The following is a 22,793-nucleotide window of genomic DNA, read 5'->3' as shown; positions in this document are numbered from 1 at the left end:
CGATCGGCCACGCCGGGAAGCGTTTAGGGGGAGTGGCGGGCTAGTGCTGCTCGCTCGCCACCGCATTCGGTTTGATATTGAAGGCTAAGCTGTACATCACTGGCAGCACGATAAGGGTCAGCAGCGACGCAAAACCTAAACCAAAGATGATAGTGATTGCCATGGAGCCGAAAAAGGCGTCTGGGATCAACGGGATCATCCCGAGCATGGTGGTGATCGCTGCCATCATCACGGGGCGTACACGGCTGACGCTCGAATCGACTAAGGCGATATAGGCAGGCTTGCCTTCATCGAGTTCTAGGTTGATTTGATCGACTAACACAATGCCGTTTTTAATCACCATGCCCGACAGACTCAGCAGCCCCAGCAGTGCCATAAAACTAAAAGGTGCGTCGAAAATCAGTAATCCCGCCGAGACACCAATCAAGGCAAGTGGCACGGTAAACCAAATCACTAAGGGTTGGCGTACCGAGTTAAACAGGAACACTGTGATTAAAAACATCGCCAAGTAGCCCAATGGAATCGAGCTAAATACCGCAGTTTGGGCTTCGCCAGCGGTCTCATACTCGCCGCCCCATTCGAGGTGATAACCAGCGGGGAGACTGATGGCTTCAACCTTATCCTTCACTTTACGCAGCACAGAATCGGCGGTCTCATCGCTGCCAAGCTTAGGATCGGCCAGAACCGCTAACATCCGCATCCGGTCACGACGTTTCACTAAGGGGTTTTCCCACTGGGTTTCAAACTGGCTCACCACTTGGGTGGCGGGCACAAAGGTGCTGTGTTCGCTACTCCAGATTTGCAGTTTCCACAGGCTGTCCGCCTGCAAACGCTCTTCGGCGGGGGCTCGGGCAACGATGGGCAGTAAATGGCTGGTTTCGCGGTAAAGGCCAATCTGTTTGCCGCTAAAGTTAATTAACAGCGCATTATCCAGATCCTGTTTACTGATCCCGGTTTCCCTCGCCTGCGCATTTTGCAGCTGTGGACGAATTAACGGCACTTGGTTGCGCCAATCATGGCGAACGCCATCCATACTTGGCTCAGCATGGAAAATCGCTTCGGCTTGAGCGCCCAGAGCTCGCAGCACTTCAGGATCATCGCCGTAGAAGCGCGCCTCAATCTTCGCGGCGGGAGACGGGCCGTTTTCCATATTCTTGAATCGATATTGCGCCTGTGGGAATCGTTGATTTAGCTGTCTTTCTAATTCAGACATATAGACTTTGAGCGACGCTAGATCCTCCATTTCGATGATCAACTGGGCAAAGGCAGGGTAGCCTTTCTCCGGTTGATAGGGCAGGACGAAACGCTGCGCACCTTGGCCAATCACTGTGGTTAAGTGTTTGAGGCCGCTGTGTTGCTCCTCCGCTTGCTTGAGTAGCAGCTGCTCAATATCCGCGGTAAAGCGTTCTGTACCTTTGATATCCGTGCCTTCAGGCATCCAAATATCGACAAAGAAGATGGGTGTGTTTGACGCTGGGAAGAACACATTTTTGATATGGCCAAAGCCAATTACCGCAGTAACGAGCATAGCGCCGACCAGGAGAATGCTGGCGATCCTAAAACGTAGGGCAAAGGTTAAACTCGCGCGGTATAAGCTAAAGAACCAGCCCTTGTAAGGATCCTGCTCTTCATCGTCTGCTGGGGCGTCTTTAAACAGTAAATGGCAGAAAAAAGGTGTCAGGGTTATCGCGGTAATCCAACTGATAAATAAAGAGATCATCAACACTTGGAACAGCGAGCGACAAAACTCCCCCGCGGCATTTTGCGATAAACCAATCGGCGCGAAGGCGATAATCGCGATCACTGTGGCGCCAAGCAGCGGCCACTGGGTTTGCGTCACAATTTGTTTAGCGGCTTCGAGGCGAGTCTTACCCCGGCGCAGGCCAATCAAAATACCTTCCGTCACCACAATGGCGTTATCGACTAACATACCAAGTGCAATAATCAGGGCGCCGAGGGAGATCAGTTGCAGCTCAATGCCCAGTACTTTCATCACGATAAAAGTGCCGAGAATCGTCAGCAGCAGAATTAACCCCATCAGTAAGCCTGAGCGCAGGCCCATAAACAGCAGCAGTACGGCAATAACGATGGCGATTGATTCTAATAGGTTGATCAAAAAGCCATTTACAGTGTCATCCACCGCCAGACTTTGGTTATAGACCGTATCTAAGTTCATCCCAATTGGGCGTTGTGACTCCAACTCGGCAAGGCGCTCGCTAACGCTTTTACCCACTTCGACTACGTTGACGCCACTCGAAAACGAAATCCCTAGGGAGAGGGCGGCTTCGCCACGGTTGTGATAGAGCACATCTGGGGTTTCATCGTAATCTTTTTCTATATGGGCAATGTCGCCAAGATAGATAAGCTCGGTGCTGCCGGGCGGGCTGACGATCAGACGCGCAAGATCCTGCACACTGCTAAATTCGCCCGTGGGATGAATGCGGATCCGATTATCGCCAACCACTAAACTGCCCGCATTAGAAACCACGTTCTGATTGTTAATCAGGCCGTAGATATAGCTTTGATCTAACCCTAATGCAGAGAGTTTTTGTTGTGATATTTCAATCACTACCTGTTCGGTTACGCTGCCCGCGACAGAGACTTTTTTGACCCCTGGCACCAGTACCAGTTCGCGGCGCAAATAATCGGCATAGTTGCTTAATTCGCGGTTGCTATAGTCAGGCCCTGAGAGATTAAATAAAATGCCGTACACGTCGCCAAAGTCGTCATAGACCTTGGGCGTGCTAGTGCCGGGAGGCAGTTGTCCTGCGGTGTCGTTCACCTTACGACGCACCTCATCCCACACCTGTGGCAGGCTGGTTTTATCGTAGGTTTCTTTAATCTCAATTTGGATCTGCGACAAGCCCGCACTGTTGATTGAGGTCACGTGCTTAACCGCATCGAGTTGCTGCAATGCATCTTCGAGGGGAAGGGTGACTTCTTCTTCCACTTGCTCGGGTGAGGCCCCAGGATAGGCGGTGATCACTAGGGCTTCTTTAATGGTAAATTCGGGAAATTCTAATTGCCCAAGACCAGTAAAACTCACACCCCCGCCCACGAGCAGCAGTAGCACAAACATCCAGCTAATCACTTTGTGGCGGATGGAATACTCAGCAATGTTCATGAATTACACTCCGCGTTGCCAGCGTAGTGGCTTCACTTTCATCCCGTCAGATAATTGGGATACCCCCGCGCTGACAATCAAGTCGCCCTTATTGATGCCGCCTAAGACTTCAATGCCTTCGGTGGTGACTCGGCCTAAGGTCACTGCCGTGGGTTTAACCTCGCCCGATTGCGCTTGATAGACCCAGACTTGAACTTGGCCATCCTGATCGCGTTTATCGATGGCGGTGACAGGCACTATGGCCGATGCGGTTTGATCTGGGGTTTTCACTAAGGCGAGGGTTAACTCGGCGCTCATGCCCGGAAGTAATTGAATATCTTTGGGTTGAGGTAAGGAAAACACCACTTCATAGGCCTGAGTACCCGGGGTTACTTGGGTCGAGTATTCTTTGAATTTCGCATCAAACTCCATCCCTGCTAATGCGCTAAAACGCACCTTAGCGGTAAAGTTTTGCTGCTGAATATAGTTGTTTAAGCTTGCCGCCATCGCCTCGGGGACTTGAATGCTGACATCGAGCAAGCTGTTGTTTTGCAGCGTTAAAATCCCTTGGTTGGCCTGTACGATTTGGTGGTTATCCACTAAACGTTTGGCCACAGTGCCACTAAAGGGAGCAATAAGCTTGGTATAACTTAACTGATCACGGGCGGCGGCCAAGGCCGCTTTGGCCGATTTAAGTTGCGCTTGGGCGCTATCAAACTCGGCTTGGGAAATTAACTTGCGCTTGAGGAGTTCGGTTTTACGCTGAAAATCCGCCGCCAAGAGTTCATGCTCGGCTTCGCGAGTCATTAAATTGTTATAGGCATCCCTGTCGTCGAGCTTAGCCAATAGGCTGCCTTGGCGGATCTGTTGCCCTTCCACTAATGCGAGATCTGTCAGCTCGCCTGAAATCCTAAAGGATAACTCGGCGCGGCTATTGGCACTGACGCGCGCCGGAAATGTCCTAAAATCTCCCCCTTCGAGCTGCATCACCTCAAAGAGTTTTACTGGACGAATAGCACTCGCCTGTACTGAGCTTTCCGCGGGGGTACAGGCCGTCAGTAGGGCTGGCAACAAAGCCGCCAAGGGGAGCAGTCGATATGATTTCATGGTAGGGGAGTCCTCGATAACAATTTATCAGCATTTCAGGGGCGCGAAGATAACAGCTAAATTTGTTGCAATAAACGGGATACTTTGGGATTATGAATCCCACATAATGAGATTGAAATTAAGTTAAAGATGAAGACAGAGGACTTAGCGTTATTTCACCGCATAGCCGAAACCGGTAGTTTGATTGAAGCTGCTGATTTGCTTAACTTACCTAAATCGACCGTGAGTCGCCGCTTGCAGGCGTTGGAAGATGAACTGAATATCAAGCTATTCCACCGTCAGAGTCGTTCGATGACGCTCACCTCCGCGGGGAGCCATTTTTATCAGCGCTCGTTAAATATCTTGGCGCAGCTCGATGAAACCCTGTTCGAGATGACCAATGACGATGCCGAGATCAGCGGTCATCTGCGGATCCAAATGTTTCCTATCCACAGTATGAATGTGTTGATGCGGGCGATTTTCCGCTTTATGGATCTGCACCCAAGATTGACGGTGGAAGTGATCAACAGCGCCGAATCCGTCGATATGGTGAAGAACAACCTCGATGTGGCCTTTGTGGTGGAGCCTGCGCTAGATACCTTAGATCTTGTGGTGCGGCCTATCTTCACCACGGATCTGCGCTTCTATGCCAGCCCTGAATACCTCGCCGAGCACGGCACGCCGAGAACACCGCAGGAGATTGAGTCCCACAATGTGTCCTTGTTTAGGCTCTCAAATGGCAAAATCTTCAATGAGTTATGGATAGGTGCCGAGCAGGAAGTGAGAGTGAGAGGCAATTTTTGCTCTAACAGCGTCGAAGTCGCGGTGGAGTTTGCCCTGCAAGGGCGCGGAATTGTCTATGCCCCGACCGAAGTGGTGGCCGAGTATGTGGCAGCAGGGCAGTTAGTGACCCTGTTACCTGAGATTGACCCACATCCTGGTGAGTGTTATTTAGCTTATCCATCAAGACGTTATGTTAGTCTTGCCAGCCGTCGATTTATTGATTTTATCTTGCAAGAACTCGCGCCTGGCGGCGTGCCCACCAATATGAGTCAAGAGGGGATCGCCACTCGCCGAGTCTGTAAGGCCTCCGAAGAACCCTTCCTGCAAAATGATTTGCGCTTTCGCCAAAAAAGCACGTCTTAAATAGCGTCGGCGGTTGTGACCTTAGCGGGTTCGCAAATGCGCTGCGCCAGATAATAACAAGCAATCCCCATCAAGAGGTTGGTGATGGGGAGTGCGAGCAACAAGCCTTTCACCCCATCGATATAAGACCCCAGCGCCGCCAGTGGCAGCATCAGCAGCACTAAGCGGCACAGGTTAATCACTAACGAGCTCATGGGTCTGTGGTACGCATTCAGCGCCGTGGCAAAGATGATCACTATGCCGAGCGGGCCATAGGCGCAGGGTAAGACCAGAATATAAAAACTTAACCACTCTAGCACCTGCGGATCGGTACTGAATAAATGGGCTAGTGGCTGGGCGAAAAATGCCAGCGGAATATAGAGTAAGGTTTGGAATACAAAGATAAATTTAAGCGATAACAGCAACGCCTGTTTCGCCCTTTGAGTTTGGCCTGCCCCTAGGTTTTGCGCGATAAACGGCATCAGGCTCGACGAGAGCGCCATCACCACGATTAACAGCACCGATTCTAAACGGGTGCCCGCACCAAAGGCTGCGACGGCGCTGTGGTCGATATGCGCCAGCATCGCCATAATCACCGCATTGGCGAGAGGGTTGATTAAATTCATCAATGCCGCTGGCTGGGCGATATGGGCGAGTTTACTCCAGTTGGCGCGCATTCTGTCGATATCAAATGCCGCCCATTCCAACATATTGCGCTTTATGATCAACAAATAACCCGAGAGCGACAGAGCTATCAGCCAAGAGAACAGGGTTGCAATCGCCGCGCCTTGGATCTCTAAGCGTGGGAAAGGCCCAATGCCGAAGATTAATAAGGGATCGAGAATTAAGTTAATGATCGCCGCCAGCGCCATGATCATCGCGGGGGATCGAGTATCCCCAGTCGAGCGCAGGCCTTGATTGCCCACCATCAGTAGCACCAACAGCGGCGCGCCCACATACCAATACACCATATAGTCGTGGATCAGCGGCAAGCTGGTGTCATTGGCGCCAAGCAAACTAAAGAGCGGCTTAATAAAAATGCTACCTAGGGCGGATAAGCTGGCGATAAGGATAAAGGTCAGCAGCAGTGCATCGTGCAAAAACACCTTGGCACGTGGGGCATTGCCCGAACCTATCAGCCTGCCAAGGTTAGTGGAAACGCCGGCGCCAATCCCAATGGCGATACTGGAAATAATCAAAGTCACCGGAAAGGTAAAACTGATCGCCGCTAAGGCTTCGGTCCCTAACTGACTGATAAAAAAAGTGTCAGCGAGGCTAAAACCTAGAATGGTCATAATGCCAATCAAGTTGGGGAGGCTCATGTTGAGCAGTACACGACCAATTGGCGCGCTAAGCAGCCCGTGTCTGTCTTTCATGGGGAAAATGGTGCCTTGTTTGCGAGCGGAGGCCGAATTCTAGCAGGATTGTGCCCGCTTGAAAAAACTGACATCAAAAATTTGAATTTTTTTTTGTAAAGGCACTTGGATCTGACGCGGGCTAACCCCATATCACAGTCATCAAAGGGGACGGCGAAAACGCTTCCTCTTTTTCATCACAAAATCGCCTCGATTGTTGGGCATTAAATCATTAGGAGAGTTCATAGATGAATATTCGTCCATTACATGACCGCGTAATCGTTAAGCGTTTAGAAGTTGAATCAACTTCAGCGGGTGGCATTGTATTAACCGGTAGCGCCGCTGAAAAATCGACTCGCGGAGAAGTACTGGCAGTAGGCAACGGCCGTATTCTCGAAAATGGCACTGTAAGACCACTGGATGTGAAAGTAGGTGATGTAGTGATCTTCAATGAAGGTTACGGTGTGAAGAAAGAAAAAATCGACGGTCAAGAAGTCTTGATCCTGTCAGAAGCTGACCTGATGGCCATCGTAGGTTAATCCACGACATCAATTCGACATTCCAATTAATCATCAAAAATTTAAAGGATACTCAATATGGCAGCTAAAGAAGTTGTATTTGGTAATGACGCACGCGTAAAAATGCTGGCTGGTGTAAACATTCTGGCTAACGCAGTAAAAGTGACCTTAGGCCCTAAAGGCCGTAACGTGGTATTAGACAAGAGCTTTGGCTCACCACTGATCACTAAAGACGGTGTGTCTGTTGCAAAAGAAATTGAATTAGAAGACAAGTTCGAAAACATGGGCGCGCAAATGGTGAAAGAAGTTGCTTCTAAAGCCAACGACGCCGCCGGTGACGGTACCACTACTGCAACCGTTCTGGCACAAGCCATTGTGACTGAAGGCTTAAAAGCCGTTGCAGCGGGAATGAACCCAATGGACTTAAAGCGCGGTATCGATAAAGCCGTTGCTGCAGCCGTTATCGAGCTGAAAAACCTTTCTCAAGATTGCGCCGACTCAAAAGCTATCGCTCAAGTAGGTACTATCTCTGCTAACTCTGACGAGTCAATCGGCCAAATCATTGCTACTGCAATGGAAAAAGTCGGTAAAGAAGGCGTGATCACCGTTGAAGAAGGTCAAGCACTGGAAAACGAACTGGACGTAGTAGAAGGTATGCAGTTCGACCGTGGTTACCTGTCTCCATACTTCATCAACAAGCCAGAAACTGGCAGCGTTGAATTAGATCACCCATTCGTACTGTTAGTAGACAAGAAAATCTCTAACATTCGCGAACTGTTACCAATCCTTGAAGGTCTGGCAAAAACTGGTAAGCCATTACTGATCGTTGCCGAAGACGTTGAAGGCGAAGCCTTAGCAACCTTAGTTGTGAACAACATGCGCGGTATCGTGAAAGTGGCTGCGGTTAAAGCACCAGGCTTTGGTGATCGTCGCAAGGCAATGCTGCAAGACGTGGCGATTTTAACTGGCGGTACTGTAATCGCTGAAGAAATCGGCTTAGAGCTTGAAAAAGCAACCTTAGAAGACTTAGGTACTGCTAAGCGTGTTGTGATCACTAAAGACAACACCACCATCATCGATGGTAACGGTGAGCAAGCGCAAATCGAAGCGCGCGTTAGCCAAATCAAGCAACAAATCGAAGAATCAACTTCAGACTACGACAAAGAAAAACTGCAAGAGCGTATGGCTAAATTAGCTGGCGGTGTTGCGGTAATCAAAGTCGGTGCTGCTACCGAAGTTGAAATGAAAGAGAAAAAAGCACGCGTAGAAGACGCGCTGCACGCAACCCGTGCTGCGGTTGAAGAAGGCGTGGTACCTGGCGGCGGTGTAGCTCTGGTACGTGTTGCTTCTAAGATTGCTGACGTTGAAGTGGCTAACGAAGACCAAAAACACGGTGTGGTTATTGCCCTACGTGCAATGGAAGCGCCACTGCGTCAAATCGCAACCAACGCAGGCGAAGAAGCCTCTGTTGTGGCTAACACAGTGAAGAACGGCAGCGGTAACTATGGTTACAACGCGGGTAACGACACCTACGGCGATATGTTAGAAATGGGTATCCTTGACCCAACTAAAGTGACCCGTAGCGCACTGCAATTTGCAGCGTCTATCGCAGGCCTGATGATCACCACCGAAGCAATGGTAGCTGAACTGCCAAAAGCTGATGCGCCAGATATGGGCGGAATGGGTGGAATGGGCGGAATGGGCGGCATGATGTGATCCTAGCTGGTTAAAATCGTTTATAGCTGCGTTACTTTGTTACTCGTGTAGAAAAACACTACACGTCGCAACAAAAAGCCTTGCTCTAAAACGATTTTTCCTGCGCTAGATTAGCAAAAGCATCTGTGGTCTTTAGCTTATCGCTTAAAACCCAAATAGTGATAAAAGAAAATGAAAACCCCGATACTGGCGCCAGTATCGGGGTTTTGTTTTTTGGCGCTTACAGCGCCAGAGTGTTTGATGTTATCTCGGCAGAGATAGAGGCTGCGAAAGGACTACTGCAGCGCAGCAAGGTTCTGTATTCCCTAATTGCCTGCCGCAGGCTCTTGCACTGTTACACCAGTGACTCGCCGTAGATACATCCCTGTAGGCTCTGCTAAAACATCCATGTTTTAGAAGGTCACTGGTGCAACAATGCCAGTTTTGGTGTAACCATTGAGTGAAGAGTTACGCCGGTCTCAGGTGTTCGCATTTGGAGTGGATATAAGTTTAGGCTTATATCCACTGATAAATAAATCCGAACGATTTAAGTTCATCTGCCCTAGAGGATTACTAACAATCGCTTCTATAGCTCATAGTGATTCATTGGTACTTGGCTTAGGTTGTCCAGTCGCCATGCGCCTTGCTCATAGATAAAGCTTAGGCTCTGTAGATCATCTTTAAAGTCATAGCGTTCGTTGGAAGGACTGAGCCTGTCCTTAAACTCAATTTGGATATTTTTATAACCATCGGCCAATTTCTGCTGACCTAAGTGATTAGGGAGTGTGATAAGGCGAGAGAGGGCGCTATCCAGTGCCTTATCTTGTATTGGCAACCGTTCTTGTTTAAAGCGCTCGCTAAAAAGGGCGGAGAACTTTGGTTTATCTTTGCTATGACTGTAGGCGGCTAGCGTCCAGTTGGCGAGCACGAGTTCAAACGTGCTGTCGGCTTGGTTAAGCGCTGCAAAGGGCGTTTTATCCTTGTTCGACAAATAATCTTGGTAGATAGGGGATGCATTTTGGTAGCTGTCTTTAAGGATTTTGATGATTTCGTCGAGTTTCGGCTGATTGTAGGTTTTAAACTGTGCGGCCAGCGCGTCGATAGCCTCACCTTTTTGCTCCCAGCTTAAGCGGCCTTCTGCAATTACTCTTAAATCTTTCTTGTGGGGGGTGACTAGTGGTTTGAGATCGGGGTTTTGATTCATGATGTTGCGGATGTTGTCACCAATCCCTTCCATAAATGCTGTGGATTGTAAGTTGGCTTTACTCTCAAAGAATAATCCCGCGCCGCTATAAGGGTCGACCCAGAGATCTGGATTGTTGATTTCGGTCATGCGGTTTGCATCGAGTGCTTTTATATCAGCCACCTTAGTATACAGCTGGCTGAGTGCTGCTTGATGTTTAAGGGTGAAAGCGGAGCGTTCGGCTTTGGCTTTTGCATCAATTTGGCTGTATTGCTGAGCGAGTGATATTAGTGCTGCATCATCTTGGACCCTTTGGTGTGAGTAGTAACCGCAGCGGCTATCGCAGGCGTAGTTAGCCAGTGTTGAAATGCTGTCTAACTCTATATGCTTGGTTTGCACAAACACTAGGCTGCTATAAAGGTAAAGTGGTGTATCCATGCTCTTATCGACCAGATAAACCTTATTATTGGGGTTATGTTGGCCTGTGACATTGAGATCTTTCTTGGTGGCACAGACACTAAATTGATGTGCACTTACGGGAATATCCCGCTGATAGACTGAGACAAACAGTTTATCTAGGCTGATGTGAGCCGGAACTTCACCTTTGATCTCGACATCGCATGTCTGTGCGAGGGCCAAGTGAGAAGAGCTGCCAAGGAGTATGGCTGAGAGAATCAGTCCTTTGTTCATAGAAAGCATCCTTATTTCTACCAATTTACTGTGTATCGGCGAGTGTAATGTCGCGTTGTTAAAAATGGTTCGTATCTTGTTAATCGCATCCCAATCAAGACTGGGACTAGGTGGAAACTGAGCTTATTGTGCGGGGGCTTTATCAGCAGAATCCATTCATAACTTGATAATAAACAAACCCATAGTACCTAAGAAACGGCAAAAAGTTAAACTTGAGATTGAATTTATGTAAAGGGTAGCGTTATAGATTCATCTGCGACGCTCATACTGCAACTGTATTTCTGGGAAGTGTTTTACGGGTGCAATGGTTACATTGACACCCATTGTTGAAGCTCGAATTAGCAATTATTGCCTATGTAAAGCCTTTATCTTGGCTTTTATTTCTTCTCTAATTTTTTTATGTAGGGGATTTTTAATTTGTCGTTTGTGATAAACCAAATGATAGGGAATTAAATCGGTATTAATGGGGCAAGTTAATATTTGCAGATTTAATTTTGCGGCCCATTGTTCGGCAAAGGAGCGGGCGATAACGGCAATTGAATCACTCTGAGAAATATTCAAGGCAATACTGGCAATCGAATGACAGATTAATGCCATTTTGCGTTCTTCAATGGGTTCGTTGGCAAAGAGTTCAAAGCCGCGGATCTTTTCCCACGTGCCGCTATAAAACACATGCTCTTCACGATAAAAGGCGTCTTTGGTGATGCTTTGCTGAATTCGTGGATGGTCTTTTCGGCAAATCACCACTAAGGGCTCTAAGAGAATTTCCTCCACCATAAATGCACTGTCTCGGGTCAACATACTATCGACAATAATGTCGGTTTTCTCTTGGCGTAGGTGTTCAAACAGCTGGTTTTTCTCCGGCGGAGATTCTTGCAAATTAATGTTATCAATGGGGAATAAGGTGTTTATCAGCGACTCATTACAGTAAACATTAAACTGCTTTCGCATATTCATCGCATTTTCGATAATACTGACAGCTTGACGAAATGCGGGGATAAGTTGCTGCCCTTTACTGGAGAGTTCTATGCCTCGCCCTTGCTTGATAAAGAGATTTTCACCGTAGAGTTTTTCTAGTCGTTTAATGGCCGCGCTAATAGCGGGCTGGGTTAATTGCATACGTTCGGCAGCCTTGGTATAGGACTGGCACTCTGCCACCACTAAAAATGTACGTACTAAATTTAAATCCATAATCTTCAATTCATAAATTTGATTTATGTATCGTAAAACATTTTGTTGATTGTTTCTTGTGCATTTTGCGCCTAATCTGGATGGGATGTTTATATTTTGTGCGAGATGAGATAACCACCCACCGTAAAAAATGGAGTCTTTATGAGTACAGGAAAAAAACCGCGCTCAAATAAGTTTGTGCTAAATGCTTGCACATTGGCTTTGGGCGCCGCGTCAGTGACAGCCTATGCTGCAGATAAACCAAATATTCTAGTTATTTTTGGTGATGATGTGGGTTACTGGAACTTAAGTACCTACAACAATGGAATGTTGGCATATAGCACGCCCAATATTGACAGTATTGCCGCAGAAGGAACTAAGTTTACTAACTTCTATGCCCAGCAGAGTTCTACCGCGGGTCGTAGTGCTTTTATTACAGGCCAAATGCCTAAGCGTACAGGTCTCTCTAAAGTCGGTATGCCAGGCGCGCCTGAAGGGATTAGCGAAAAAGATCCCACAATTGCCACTATGCTAAAAAATTTAGGTTATGCCACGGGCCAATTTGGTAAAAACCACTTAGGCGATCGCGACGAGCATTTGCCGACTAACCATGGTTTCGACGAGTTCTTTGGTAACTTGTACCACCTCAATGCCGAAGAAGAGCCCGAAAACGTTGATTATCCTAAAGATCCTGCCTTCCGTAAGAAGTTTGGCCCTCGCGGCGTTATCCATTCCTATGCCGATGGCAAAATCGAAGATACAGGCCCACTAACCCGTAAGCGTATGGAAACCGTCGATGGCGAGTTCCTCGATGCGGCTGGAGCCTTTATCGAGAAGCAAGTTAAGGCCGATAAACCCTTCTTCACTTGGTTTAACACTACTCGTATGCACAACTATACCCACGTGCCAGACTCCTATGCCGGTAAAACCGGTGCCGGATTCTATGCCGATGGTATGAAGCAGCACGACGATGAGGTGGGTAAATTACTGAAGAAGATTAAAGATCTGGGTATTGATGATAACACTATCATCATCTACACCTCGGATAACGGTCCAATGGTCGACATGTGGCCTGATGCGGGTGTGACGCCCTTCCGCAGTGAGAAAAACACCGGTTGGGAAGGTGCATTCCGTGTGCCCGGCATGATCAAATGGCCTGGACACATCAAGCCGGGAACCACTAAAAACGGTATTGTCTCCTTGGAAGACTTTTTCCCAACCTTAGTCGCCGCAGCGGGCGGTGAAGGGGTTGAGAAAGAATTACTCAAGGGTAAAAAGGTCGGTAAACAAACCTACAAAGTGCACCTCGATGGTTACAACCAACTGCCTTATTTCACCGATAAGACCCAAGAATCGGCTCGTAAAGAGTTCGTTTACTGGAGTGATGACGGTGACTTATTGGCATTGCGTTACAACCAATACAAGTTCCACTTCATGATCCAAGAACATGAAACGGGCTTTGCGGTTTGGCAATATCCATTCACTAAGTTGCGTGTACCTTTGATTTTCGACCTCAGTGTCGATCCATTTGAGAAGGGTGACAAAGGTATGGGCTACAACACTTGGATGTACGAACGTGCATTCTTGATGGGCCCCGCCATGGCTAAGGTCGGTGAAGTCATGGAAAGCTTTAAAGAGTTCCCACCGAGGATGGAAGCTGGTACGTTTGTTCCAAGATAAACAAGCTGTTTTTTAAATAGAAATTGGCTGACGTTTATCTAAACGTCAGCCAATACAAGGAAGTCTGCATGGCAAAAACTTCAATGCGAGCATCAACAATACTCGATGTCGTACCGTTAAAATCAGCTGCAAAGGCGCTTGGAGAGCATCCCGATTACCAACGTCGTTTCCACGTGATGGCAAAGCCCGGTGGGGCGAAATGTAACATCGATTGCCAATATTGTTTTTATCTGCACAAAGAAGGCTTATTGCATCAACCTAAGCAACCAGAGATGGATGATGCGACCCTCGAAGCCTTTGTTAAAGGTTATATCGAAAGCCAAGATGGCGACGAAATCGTATTCTCATGGCAGGGTGGCGAGCCGACCCTGTTAGGCGTGGACTATTTTCGCAAGGTAGTTCAGCTACAGGAAAAATATCGGCCCCTAGGCGTTAAGATTGAAAACGATCTGCAAACCAACGGCATTCTATTAAACGATGAATGGTGCCAGTTTCTTGCCGAGCATAATTTCCTCGTGGGGTTATCCATCGACGGTCCCGAAGAACTCCATAACAAATATCGTGTGACCCGCAGCGGCAAGCCTACCTTTCATTTAGTGATGGCCGCGGTCGAAAAACTCAAACAATACAAGGTGCGTTTTAACGCCTTAGTGACGGTTAACCGCCACAATGTAAAGTATCCGCTCGAAGTTTACCGCTTTGTCACCAAAGAGTTGGGTGCGACCTATATCCAGTTCAATCCTGTGGTCGAACCTAGCGATTTTAAAACCACGGCGCCACAGTTTTGGAACAGCAGCATGATACCCACGGTCGGCAGTGAGCTGGCGAAACCTGGGCATCCTATGTCGGTGGTGACGGATTGGTCAGTCGATGCCGATGACTGGGGCAAGTTCCTCATCGTCACCTTTGAAGAGTGGATCAACAACGACCTTGGCCGAGTGCTGGTTAACCTGTTTGAGACGGCGGTCGCCCAAGTGATGGGCAAACCGGCGCAGCTTTGTATTACCGCTGAGTTTTGCGGTAAGGGCTTAGCCATTGAACATAATGGCGATGTCTTTAGTTGTGACCATTACGTTTACCCCGAATATAAGATTGCCAATGTGCACGAGCGCCCACTCAATGAAATGGCGTTCTCGACCCGGCAATTAACCTTCGGCTTAGCCAAGCGTGATTCGTTACCCCAATACTGTAAAGACTGCCCTTATCTCAAACTCTGTTGGGGCGAATGCCCTAAAAATCGCCTGCTGAAAACCCCAGATGGGGAAGAAGGGCTCAATTATCTGTGTCCAGGGATTAAAGCATTTTTCGATTATTCGTTGCCGATTCTCACGGGATTGGCCGTATTGCTAGGACAACCACATGGAACCAATGGCTAACACACAAACACGTGCCCACGGGGATATTCTCGCCTTAATTGAACAGGTTGAATCTCAAGTCGTTGGGCAACGCACAGTGATCCGCAGTCTGATTTTGGGCTTACTTTGCAGCGGTCATGTGCTGCTCGAAGGTTTGCCCGGAACGGCCAAAACCCGCTCGGTTAAAGCCTTGGCCAATGCCTTGGCGATTTCCTATGGCAGGATCCAGTTTACGCCGGATCTCTTGCCCTCCGATGTCACGGGCACTGAGGTGCTCCACGAGGCTGAGGGTAAATCGACACTCAGGTTTCAGCCGGGGCCAGTATTTAACCAAATTGTGCTGGCCGATGAAATTAACCGTGCCCCCGCAAAGGTGCAGGCGGCACTGTTAGAGGCTATGGCCGAAGGCACTATTACCGTGGCAGGGCAAACCCATGTGCTGCCTGAACTCTTTATGGTGCTGGCAACACAAAACCCCATCGAGCAGGAAGGCACTTATCCGCTGCCCGAAGCGCAGATGGACCGTTTTCTGATCAAAGCGTCGGTGGAATACCCCACAAAAGAAGCCGAGCGTGACATAGTGCGCCTCGTTCGCAGTGAGGAGAACGGCGTTTTTAGCGCCGATAAACCACAAACCATCACAATCGATCCCGCCAGTATTCTCAAGGCGCGGCAGCAAATTGCGGCCGTGACGCTATCGGATATGGTGGAGAACTATATTATCGATTTAGTGATGGCGACGCGCCAGCCCGAGCAATATCCCCAGTCTAAGTTAGCCAGTTGGCTGATGATTGGTGCCAGCCCTCGGGCATCTATTGCGTTGGATAAATGTGCCCGTGCCTTGGCTTGGCTCAATGGCCGTGACCATGTGCTGGTGGACGATGTGCGTGAGGTGGCGATTTTAGTGTTGAGCCATAGGTTGAGCCTCTCCTATGAGGCATTAGCGGACGGGGTCAATCAGCGCGATCTGGTGCACGAACTGCTCGATGTGGTCAGTATTGGATAACGGCTATGGCGCTCGCATCTATTGCCGCATCCTCTCGATCTCAGTCGTCCCTATCCTCTGCTAAGCAAGAGGATCCCCGTATCTATGCCAGTTTGCAGCAACTGGTGCGATTGCAGGGGCAGACGACGCAAATCAAACTGCTTAGCCTGCGTTACTCGCGGGCGCATCTTTCTGGCCGTTATCAATCGCACCAACGGGGACGCGGGCTGAACTTTGAGGAGCTGCGCCACTACCAACTGGGTGATGATATTCGCCAAATGGATTGGAAAGTCACCCAGCGCACGGGTAAGCCCCATGTGCGCAGTTACACCGAAGAGAAAGATCGCCAAGTGATCCTCTGCGTCGACCAACGTAGCTCCATGTATTTTGGCTCGGTGAGCCATATGAAATCCGTCGTGGCTGCCGAAATTGCGGCCTTAATGGGCTGGCTCGCGCTGGCAAATAACGACAGGGTTGGGCTATTGATATCCGCGACTCAGCAGCTGCATTGGTGCTCGGCAAAGCGTGGTACGGCGCATTTTTTAATGGGATTAGATAGGCTTATCCAAGCCAATCATTCCCTGAGTGCGGCGAGCCGAGATAGCAAACGGGTGAGCTTCGCCCTGTGGATGCAAATCTTAAGTCAGCGCAGGCTCAAGGCCGCAACGCTAGTGATTGTCAGCGACTTTGCCGATGCCGATAACCAATCCCTCAAACAGTTAAAGTACCTGCAGCAGCATAATGATGTGCTGTGTATTTTTATCTCGGATCCGATGGAAACCCATGTGCCCGAGGACAGTGTCAGCAGCACTTGGGTGGTGGGTGATGGCCAATATCAGTTGGCATTACAGAAGGGGCAACAAACGGCCGAGGTAAACAAGGCGCTACAAAAACAATATCTTGAAAAACAAACCCAACTCAAAAATCTGATGGCGATGCAGCGTATGCCCTTTATTGAAATCGGCACTCAGGGCAATCATCTGCTGCAACTTGCTCGTACCCTGAGTGATATCCAATGACAGCAATCTTACTGCTTGGCGCAACTCAGTCTCCTCCTAGTAGCTATATGCTGAGGGAGTTAAAAGATGTGGCTCAGCCCGATCCTGTGAGCTGGTGGCCACAGACTCTGGGCTGGCAGATATTGCTGCTGGTATTGCTGCTGTATCTGGGTTATCGACTGTATCTCAAGGGGATTTTCTGGTGGCGTAACCGTTACCGCCAAGAGGCGATAACGGCCTTGCAGAGTCTGTCGGCGGAGGATCCGCATTGGCCGACGCAGATGATGAAGATTATTAAAATCGTGATGGTTTACTTGGAGCCGAAAAACGCCTCCCTCTACGGTGCTCCCTTGCTCGATCAGATGGGGCGCTACCATGCAAAAGCTCACTTAGCGAACGATGAATCGTTTCAGCAGTGGCTAAAATGCCTTGAAGATCCTCATGCCGCTCGCCCTGAGTTTAGCGCTGTGCGCCAAGGGCTAAGCCAGTGGTTAAGCGGGCATCAATTGCCGGAGGCTCGCCATGGATCAGCTTGAGTTTGCCTATCCTTGGGCGTTTATCCTGTTGCCGCTGCCCGTGCTGGTGTACTGGTTTGTGCCCGCGTACCGCAGCCGCGAAGACGCAATCAAAGTGCCGTTCTTTACCGAAATCCTACGGGCATTGAACGAGACTCCCAAAGTTGCCGCTGGCCTGCTTAGCCCAAAGCATTGGCAGCGGGGCATGCTGATCCTCTCTTGGCTGTTGATTGTCACTGCATTGGCTAAGCCTAGCATCTTAGGTGAAGTGCAAACCCGCGAAGCCTTCGGGCGTGACGTCCTGATGTTGGTCGACTTGTCTGGCTCCATGGATGAGGCGGATTTTACCACCGCCGATGGCAATACCTTAACCCGCTTAAATGCGGCGAAAAACGTCTTAAAAACATTTATCGCCAAACGCAGTGGCGATAGGTTTGGACTGATTTTGTTTGGGGATGCCGCCTTTATCCAAACGCCATTTACCGCCGATCAGCAGGTGTGGTTAAGCTTGCTAGAGGAGGCGCAAACGGGGATGGCTGGGCAGAGCACTCATCTTGGCGATGCGATTGGTCTTGGCATTAAAGTGTTCGAGCAAAATCCACAGCCATCGGAGCAGCAGGTGATGATAGTGCTGACCGATGGTAACGATACCGGCAGTTTTGTCGAACCCGTGGATGCCGCCAAGATTGCCGCCGCAAGGGGCATCAAGATTTACACTATCGCCATGGGCGATCCAACCCATGTGGGCGAGCAGCCAATGGATATGGAGGTGGTCCAAAGGGTGTCGCAGCTCACTCAGGCGCGCGCCTTTATCGCTATCGATCAAGCGGAATTGGATAAGGCGTATCAGCTGATCGATAAGCTGGAGCCGCAGCAATACAGCAGTGCCAGTTTCCGCCCGAAAATTACCCTGCATTACTACCTGATTGCCATCGTACTCGCCCTGCATTTGTTGATTTTCAGTTGGATGACGCTGCGGCAAATGTTTAGCCGCTCCGAGGTGGCCAATGAGTGATTGGCATTTAGAACTGCAAATGTTGGCGCAGTTTCATTTTATTCGGCCACTCTGGTTATTAACCCTCATTCCACTCGCCATTGTGCTGATGCTGCGTTGGCGCCGGGATGATGTGCAGCAACGGCTGGTGTTTTTCCCCAACCATTTACGCAGTGCGCTTACACTGAATCAAGGCGGTTGGCGTAGTCAGTTACCTTTGAAAATCTTAATGTTATTGCTGTTATTGGCGGTGATTATCTGTGCGGGACCGACCTGGGAGCGCGAAGCGTCGCCCTTCGGCGAGGACGATGCCGCGCTGTTGGTGTTACTCGACAGCAGTGAGAGTATGAAACAGCAAGACGTGGCACCGGATAGACTCAGCCGCGCTAAACATAAGATCTTGGATTTAATCGCGGCGCGAAGCGGCGGTAAGACGGGGTTGATGGTGTTTGCGGGCAGCGCCCATGTGGCTATGCCCGTCACCAGCGACGCTAAGGTGTTGCAGCCTTACCTTGAGGCGATCAGCCCTGAGGTGATGCCGTTATCGGGCAAGGCGGCGCAAACAGCACTGAGTCAGCTCGCTGAGCAATTACCCGCAAATGCGGGCAACAGTGTCTTACTGCTCACGGACGGCGTTGACCAACTCACTATCGATGCGTTTGAGCGGTATTTTACCGAGCAGTTTGAACAGCCTCCCTATCAACTGTTGATCTTGGCGATCGGCGATCCCGATGTTCAATCGCAGGTGCCAGTGGATGTTGACTCCTTGGCCAACTTGGCCGATAGCACGGGCGGTAGTCTGTATCGTCTAACGATAGATGATGCGGATATTCAGGCACTTGAGCGCAAAATTGAACGCTTTAGCATGCTCAATAGTGACTCCAGCATGCCTTGGTTAGATGAGGGCTATTGGTTACTTTGGCCCTTAGCTTTGCTCAGTTTGTTGTGGTTTCGTCGGGGCTGGTTGGTGAAGTGGAGCCTAGTGTTAGCCTTAACGCTACCAAGTATTGCGCCGCAACAGGCCTATGCCGAAATCACCGTTTCTAAGGCGGCCACCGAGATCCAAGTGACACAAGTCAGCTTTGCCGAGCGGAGTTGGCAATGGTGGTTGGATCTGTGGCTAACGCCGGATCAACAAGGCGCATTCTGGTTTAATCAGGGCGAATTTGCTAAGGCGGCAGCGGTTTACCATTCGGTGCTCAACAAGGGCATCGCCTACTACTATGGCGGTGAGTATAAGCTTGCCCATTCGGCCTTTATGCAGGTCCAAACCGATCTTGGCGCCTATTACGCCGCCAGCGCATTAGCGCGGCAGCGGGAATATATTGCGGCGCGTAAGCTCTTGAGGACGCTGGCGAAAAAGCAGGATATTGCTCCCGAACTCAAAGCCGATATCGAACATAATCTTAAGGTTATTGAGGGGCTTATAGATGAAATCAATCAAGCGAGTGCCTCCCAAGCCAACAGTATGGACGATCAGGAAACCTCCATCGAGTTGCCGGACGATCAGCCGCAGACCGCCGAAGGCGCCGATGAACAAACCTCACAGGATAAAATGCAGTCGCAAAACCTGACGGCGGAGCAGATGTTGGGCGATCCTAAATTGGCTGAAGTTTGGCTTAAGCGAGTCGAGGCCAATCCCGAACAATTTTTGCGGGCGAAGTTTCAGCTGCAAAATCTGCAACCTAAGGGCGAACAAGGTACCGATAACGCCAAGGGAGGATTGCAGCCATGAGTTATGCAATCAGTGCACTGAGCCGCGACAAAACGCTATCTGGCAGCAGAGTGCGAGTGCCGATAAGGCCTGTCATCGACGGTGTGAGATTGATGGCCAGAAGAGTCATCGCTTTGATGTTCATCAGCTTGATACTGAATGGTTTGCTGCTCGCAACCCATGCCCATGCGCAGATGGACGATGCCCTACCAACCGAGCCGGCCACAGCGGTCAAAGTGAAGGCCTGGTTGGGTGAAAAACCGGATGGAACTGAAAAGCTATGGGCGCCCACGGAGCAGATCTTGTTGCAGATTGAGGTGTCGACCAATCGTTGGTTTACCTCGGGCACTCAGATAAAGGGCATTGAAATCCCCAATGTGTTAGTGAAGCAACGCAATACCTTTGCCGTTAACTATACCGAGCAGGAAAACGGCCAAACTTGGTCACGGCAGCGCTGGGAAATCGCCCTCTATCCACAAGCCAGCGGTGACTTTAGCGTGCCAGAAGCTACAGTTATCACTCAGGTGGCTGGCGTCAATGGCGACAAACAAGCCGTCACGTTCACAACGCCTGCAATGGGATTTCGGGTGGCTCTGCCCAGTGCCGAGCTTGGGAGTCACAAAGCCTGGTTTGCGGCATCGAATGTCAAAGTGCTGCAGGAATGGAGCCCAAATGAGGCTGAGGTGCTCAAAGTAGGGGACAGCCTAGTGCGCACCATTAACATTGAGGCCAATGATTCACTATCTGTGTTGCTGCCCAATCTTATGCCGACGCAAGCTTCTCCCGATTGGAAGCTGTATCCCAGTTCGCCCGAGCTTGTGGATAAACAAAGCCGTGAAGGTTATGTGTCGAGCCGAATCGATAGTCAAACCTATGTGTTGCAACATGGCGGCGATGTGAGCTGGCCCGAGTATCGACTCTGGTGGTGGAACACTCAAAGCGGTCAGTTGGAGCAGATAGTGCTGGAAGGGAAGACGATTAAGGTCAAGCATACCCTGAGTTCTTGGTTGAAGTACCACGCATGGACACTGTTCACCCTGCTGTTAAGCGCGGCGATATTGGGGTTATTGATGCGCAGGGGGAGAGTGTATTACCAAACCCATCCCATTCCCGTGTGGTTAGTGTTTTACCGCGCTCTGCGCCGAGGTGAGTGGCAAACCTGTCGAGTACTCTTGTACCGACGCTTACGTCGGCGCAAACACTTACTGGCGATGACGGCGGTATCGACAGAGCCAGATTGGCAAGCTGCGGCTTTGAGGCTACAAACCAATGCGACTCGTCGGGCGGATTTTATCTACCTGTGGAAGCGTATTAAGCGAGCCAGAATGGGGTTAGCCTTACCTAAGGCGCTCGTCGAATTAGAGAAACAACCCTTCCTAACTGAAAAAGTAGCAGCAGGAAAAGCGTTATCTGAACCCAAAACCTCTGAGTCATAGAGGGACATTACAGATCGTAATAAGGAGATACCCTGTGAGAATCATACGACTATACCGCAATTGGATATTGTTACTCGTTAGTATGTTGCTGGTGGGGCAAGCTTACGCGGCCCAAAGCGACCCTTTGGCATCCTGGAACGATGGCAAGGCCAAGGCAGCCATCACGGAGTTTGTGCTGCAAGTGACGGATAAAAACTCCCCACATTTTGTGCCAGAGACCGAGCGGATCTCGACCTTCGACAACGACGGCACCCTATGGTCTGAACAGCCCATGTATTTTCAGGTGTTGTTTGCCCTCGACCGCCTCAAAACGTTGGCCCCAAGCCATCCCGAATGGCAAACCGAGGAGCCTTACGCCAGTGTGCTTAAGGGCGATGTGAGTAAGCTGCATACCGATGATCTGATCAAGATCCTCTATGCGACTCATACGGGCATGACTACGGATGAGTTCGACGCCATAGTGAAAGACTGGATTGCGACGGCCAAGCACCCGACAACAGGGAAAAAGTACACCGAAATGGTGTTCCAACCTATGTTAGAGCTGCTGGATTACCTGCGTGCTAACGGCTTTAAGACCTTTATTGTCTCCGGCGGCGGTACTGGTTTTATGCGGGCTTGGGTGGAGGGCGTTTACCATATTCCCCCCGAGCAAGTGGTGGGCAGCACCTTTGAGACCGAGTTCAGCTTGGTTGACGGTAAGCCGACATTAAAACGCATGCCAAATTTCTTAGTGAACGACGATAAAGAAATGAAAGTGCAGGAAATATATGAACGTATAGGCCGCAGACCCATAGCCGCCTTTGGTAACTCGGATGGCGACTTGGCCATGTTGCAATGGACCGCGGCAGGTGACGGCCTACGCTTGCCTATGTATATCCACCATACCGATGACAAGCGTGAGTGGAAATATGACCGTGACTCCCATATTGGTCAGTTAAACAAAGGCTTAGATGAGGCTGCGGCCAAAGGCTGGCCCATGGTCGATATGAAAGCCGATTGGAAGCGTATTTATCCCTAAAGCCTCACATTGGCAGATGGGCTTTTAAACTCATCGTTTGAAAAAAGTTCGTCGTGAATGGGTTTATCCAATCGGAATAAACCCATTGTTATTTTTGCGCCCTAGCATCCACCTAAGGAGTATGGCGTGAACGCGCTATCTTCCCTAGAGTAGGCTAACTGAGATTGGATAAT

General features: G+C 49.7%; 17 protein-coding genes. 12 read left to right on the top strand and 5 right to left on the bottom strand.

Translation table 11 applies throughout. The features are described from left to right. Nucleotides 1-40: 40 nt before the first annotated feature. Both K0H60_RS17890 and K0H60_RS17885 read right to left on the bottom strand, forming a co-directional pair. The gene (locus K0H60_RS17890) at nt 41-3,124 is read right to left on the bottom strand and encodes an efflux RND transporter permease subunit (protein WP_220056573.1); all 3,084 of its coding nucleotides are present in this window, start codon (nt 3,122-3,124) and stop codon (nt 41-43) included. A 3-nt stretch (nt 3,125-3,127) separates the two neighbouring features. Continuing rightward, complete coding sequence (locus tag K0H60_RS17885) at nt 3,128-4,210, bottom strand: efflux RND transporter periplasmic adaptor subunit (protein WP_011718351.1); 1,083 nt, start codon at nt 4,208-4,210, stop codon at nt 3,128-3,130. Nucleotides 4,211-4,339: 129 nt separating this feature from the next. Between K0H60_RS17885 and K0H60_RS17880 the strand changes: the two genes are divergently transcribed. Beyond that, nucleotides 4,340-5,335, top strand: a complete 996-nt coding sequence (locus tag K0H60_RS17880) for a LysR family transcriptional regulator (RefSeq protein ID WP_220053923.1) — start codon at nt 4,340-4,342, stop codon at nt 5,333-5,335. Here the strand turns inward: K0H60_RS17880 and K0H60_RS17875 are convergent. Then, nucleotides 5,332-6,690, bottom strand: coding sequence for an MATE family efflux transporter (locus K0H60_RS17875; RefSeq protein ID WP_220053922.1), 1,359 nt, complete (start codon nt 6,688-6,690; stop codon nt 5,332-5,334). The genes K0H60_RS17880 and K0H60_RS17875 overlap by 4 nt on opposite strands. Nucleotides 6,691-6,917: 227 nt before the next feature. Here K0H60_RS17875 and K0H60_RS17870 point away from each other — a divergent pair, with 227 nt between their 5' ends. Further along, on the top strand, nt 6,918-7,208 hold the full coding sequence (locus tag K0H60_RS17870) for a co-chaperone GroES (RefSeq protein WP_011071021.1): 291 nt from the start codon (nt 6,918-6,920) through the stop codon (nt 7,206-7,208). A 57-nt stretch (nt 7,209-7,265) separates the two neighbouring features. After that, entirely contained in the window at nt 7,266-8,903 is a 1,638-nt protein-coding gene (groL, locus tag K0H60_RS17865; RefSeq protein ID WP_011718348.1) for a chaperonin GroEL, read from the top strand. A gap of 565 nt (nt 8,904-9,468) precedes the next feature. On the opposite strand, the gene K0H60_RS17860 is transcribed toward groL, so the two are convergent. Beyond that, the gene (locus K0H60_RS17860) at nt 9,469-10,755 is read right to left on the bottom strand and encodes a hypothetical protein (protein ID WP_220056572.1); all 1,287 of its coding nucleotides are present in this window, start codon (nt 10,753-10,755) and stop codon (nt 9,469-9,471) included. A 345-nt stretch (nt 10,756-11,100) separates the two neighbouring features. Beyond that, on the bottom strand, nt 11,101-11,946 hold the full coding sequence (locus tag K0H60_RS17855) for a LysR family transcriptional regulator (RefSeq protein WP_220056571.1): 846 nt from the start codon (nt 11,944-11,946) through the stop codon (nt 11,101-11,103). 141 nt (nt 11,947-12,087) lie between these two features. Here K0H60_RS17855 and K0H60_RS17850 point away from each other — a divergent pair, with 141 nt between their 5' ends. The 9 genes from K0H60_RS17850 (at nt 12,088) to K0H60_RS17810 (ending at nt 22,620) form a co-directional block, all read left to right on the top strand. Then, entirely contained in the window at nt 12,088-13,605 is a 1,518-nt protein-coding gene (locus K0H60_RS17850) for an arylsulfatase (RefSeq protein WP_220056570.1), read from the top strand. Nucleotides 13,606-13,673: 68 nt separating this feature from the next. Continuing rightward, nucleotides 13,674-14,981 (top strand): anaerobic sulfatase maturase, encoded by a 1,308-nt coding sequence (locus K0H60_RS17845; RefSeq protein WP_220056569.1) that lies wholly within the window; start codon nt 13,674-13,676, stop codon nt 14,979-14,981. Beyond that, on the top strand, nt 14,965-15,966 hold the full coding sequence (locus K0H60_RS17840; protein WP_220056568.1) for an AAA family ATPase: 1,002 nt from the start codon (nt 14,965-14,967) through the stop codon (nt 15,964-15,966). Before K0H60_RS17845 ends, K0H60_RS17840 begins: the two co-directional genes overlap by 17 nt. A gap of 5 nt (nt 15,967-15,971) precedes the next feature. After that, complete coding sequence (locus tag K0H60_RS17835; protein WP_220056567.1) at nt 15,972-16,964, top strand: DUF58 domain-containing protein; 993 nt, start codon at nt 15,972-15,974, stop codon at nt 16,962-16,964. After that, a complete protein-coding gene (locus K0H60_RS17830; RefSeq protein WP_220056566.1) occupies nt 16,961-17,479 on the top strand; it encodes a DUF4381 domain-containing protein in 519 nt (172 codons plus the stop codon). Before K0H60_RS17835 ends, K0H60_RS17830 begins: the two co-directional genes overlap by 4 nt. Then, nucleotides 17,466-18,473, top strand: a complete 1,008-nt coding sequence (locus K0H60_RS17825; RefSeq protein ID WP_220056565.1) for a VWA domain-containing protein — start codon at nt 17,466-17,468, stop codon at nt 18,471-18,473. The genes K0H60_RS17830 and K0H60_RS17825 overlap by 14 nt, the downstream gene beginning before the upstream one ends. Then, nucleotides 18,466-20,187, top strand: a complete 1,722-nt coding sequence (locus K0H60_RS17820) for a vWA domain-containing protein (RefSeq protein WP_220056564.1) — start codon at nt 18,466-18,468, stop codon at nt 20,185-20,187. Before K0H60_RS17825 ends, K0H60_RS17820 begins: the two co-directional genes overlap by 8 nt. Then, on the top strand, nt 20,184-21,602 hold the full coding sequence (locus tag K0H60_RS17815) for a hypothetical protein (RefSeq protein WP_220056563.1): 1,419 nt from the start codon (nt 20,184-20,186) through the stop codon (nt 21,600-21,602). Before K0H60_RS17820 ends, K0H60_RS17815 begins: the two co-directional genes overlap by 4 nt. A 34-nt stretch (nt 21,603-21,636) precedes the next feature. Then, nucleotides 21,637-22,620 carry an HAD family hydrolase gene (locus K0H60_RS17810; protein ID WP_220056562.1) on the top strand — a complete coding sequence of 328 codons (984 nt, stop codon included), beginning with the start codon at nt 21,637-21,639 and terminating at the stop codon, nt 22,618-22,620. Nucleotides 22,621-22,793 lie beyond the last annotated feature (173 nt).

The sequence above is a fragment of the Shewanella mangrovisoli genome, from assembly GCF_019457635.1.
GTDB classification, from domain to species: domain Bacteria; phylum Pseudomonadota; class Gammaproteobacteria; order Enterobacterales; family Shewanellaceae; genus Shewanella; species Shewanella mangrovisoli.
This window is presented reverse-complemented; position numbering and strand designations above follow the sequence as displayed.

Excerpts from the sequence above, each read along its gene's own strand:
- K0H60_RS17890 (WP_220056573.1), bottom strand. The coding sequence starts at position 3,124 with ATGAACATTGCTGAGTATTCCATCCGCCACAAAGTGATTAGCTGGATG.
- K0H60_RS17885 (WP_011718351.1), bottom strand. The coding sequence starts at position 4,210 with ATGAAATCATATCGACTGCTCCCCTTGGCGGCTTTGTTGCCAGCCCTA.
- K0H60_RS17880 (WP_220053923.1), top strand. The coding sequence starts at position 4,340 with ATGAAGACAGAGGACTTAGCGTTATTTCACCGCATAGCCGAAACCGGT.
- K0H60_RS17875 (WP_220053922.1), bottom strand. The coding sequence starts at position 6,690 with ATGAAAGACAGACACGGGCTGCTTAGCGCGCCAATTGGTCGTGTACTG.
- K0H60_RS17870 (WP_011071021.1), top strand. The coding sequence starts at position 6,918 with ATGAATATTCGTCCATTACATGACCGCGTAATCGTTAAGCGTTTAGAA.
- groL (WP_011718348.1), top strand. The coding sequence starts at position 7,266 with ATGGCAGCTAAAGAAGTTGTATTTGGTAATGACGCACGCGTAAAAATG.
- K0H60_RS17860 (WP_220056572.1), bottom strand. The coding sequence starts at position 10,755 with ATGAACAAAGGACTGATTCTCTCAGCCATACTCCTTGGCAGCTCTTCT.
- K0H60_RS17855 (WP_220056571.1), bottom strand. The coding sequence starts at position 11,946 with ATGGATTTAAATTTAGTACGTACATTTTTAGTGGTGGCAGAGTGCCAG.
- K0H60_RS17850 (WP_220056570.1), top strand. The coding sequence starts at position 12,088 with ATGAGTACAGGAAAAAAACCGCGCTCAAATAAGTTTGTGCTAAATGCT.
- K0H60_RS17845 (WP_220056569.1), top strand. The coding sequence starts at position 13,674 with ATGGCAAAAACTTCAATGCGAGCATCAACAATACTCGATGTCGTACCG.
- K0H60_RS17840 (WP_220056568.1), top strand. The coding sequence starts at position 14,965 with ATGGAACCAATGGCTAACACACAAACACGTGCCCACGGGGATATTCTC.
- K0H60_RS17835 (WP_220056567.1), top strand. The coding sequence starts at position 15,972 with ATGGCGCTCGCATCTATTGCCGCATCCTCTCGATCTCAGTCGTCCCTA.
- K0H60_RS17830 (WP_220056566.1), top strand. The coding sequence starts at position 16,961 with ATGACAGCAATCTTACTGCTTGGCGCAACTCAGTCTCCTCCTAGTAGC.
- K0H60_RS17825 (WP_220056565.1), top strand. The coding sequence starts at position 17,466 with ATGGATCAGCTTGAGTTTGCCTATCCTTGGGCGTTTATCCTGTTGCCG.
- K0H60_RS17820 (WP_220056564.1), top strand. The coding sequence starts at position 18,466 with ATGAGTGATTGGCATTTAGAACTGCAAATGTTGGCGCAGTTTCATTTT.
- K0H60_RS17815 (WP_220056563.1), top strand. The coding sequence starts at position 20,184 with ATGAGTTATGCAATCAGTGCACTGAGCCGCGACAAAACGCTATCTGGC.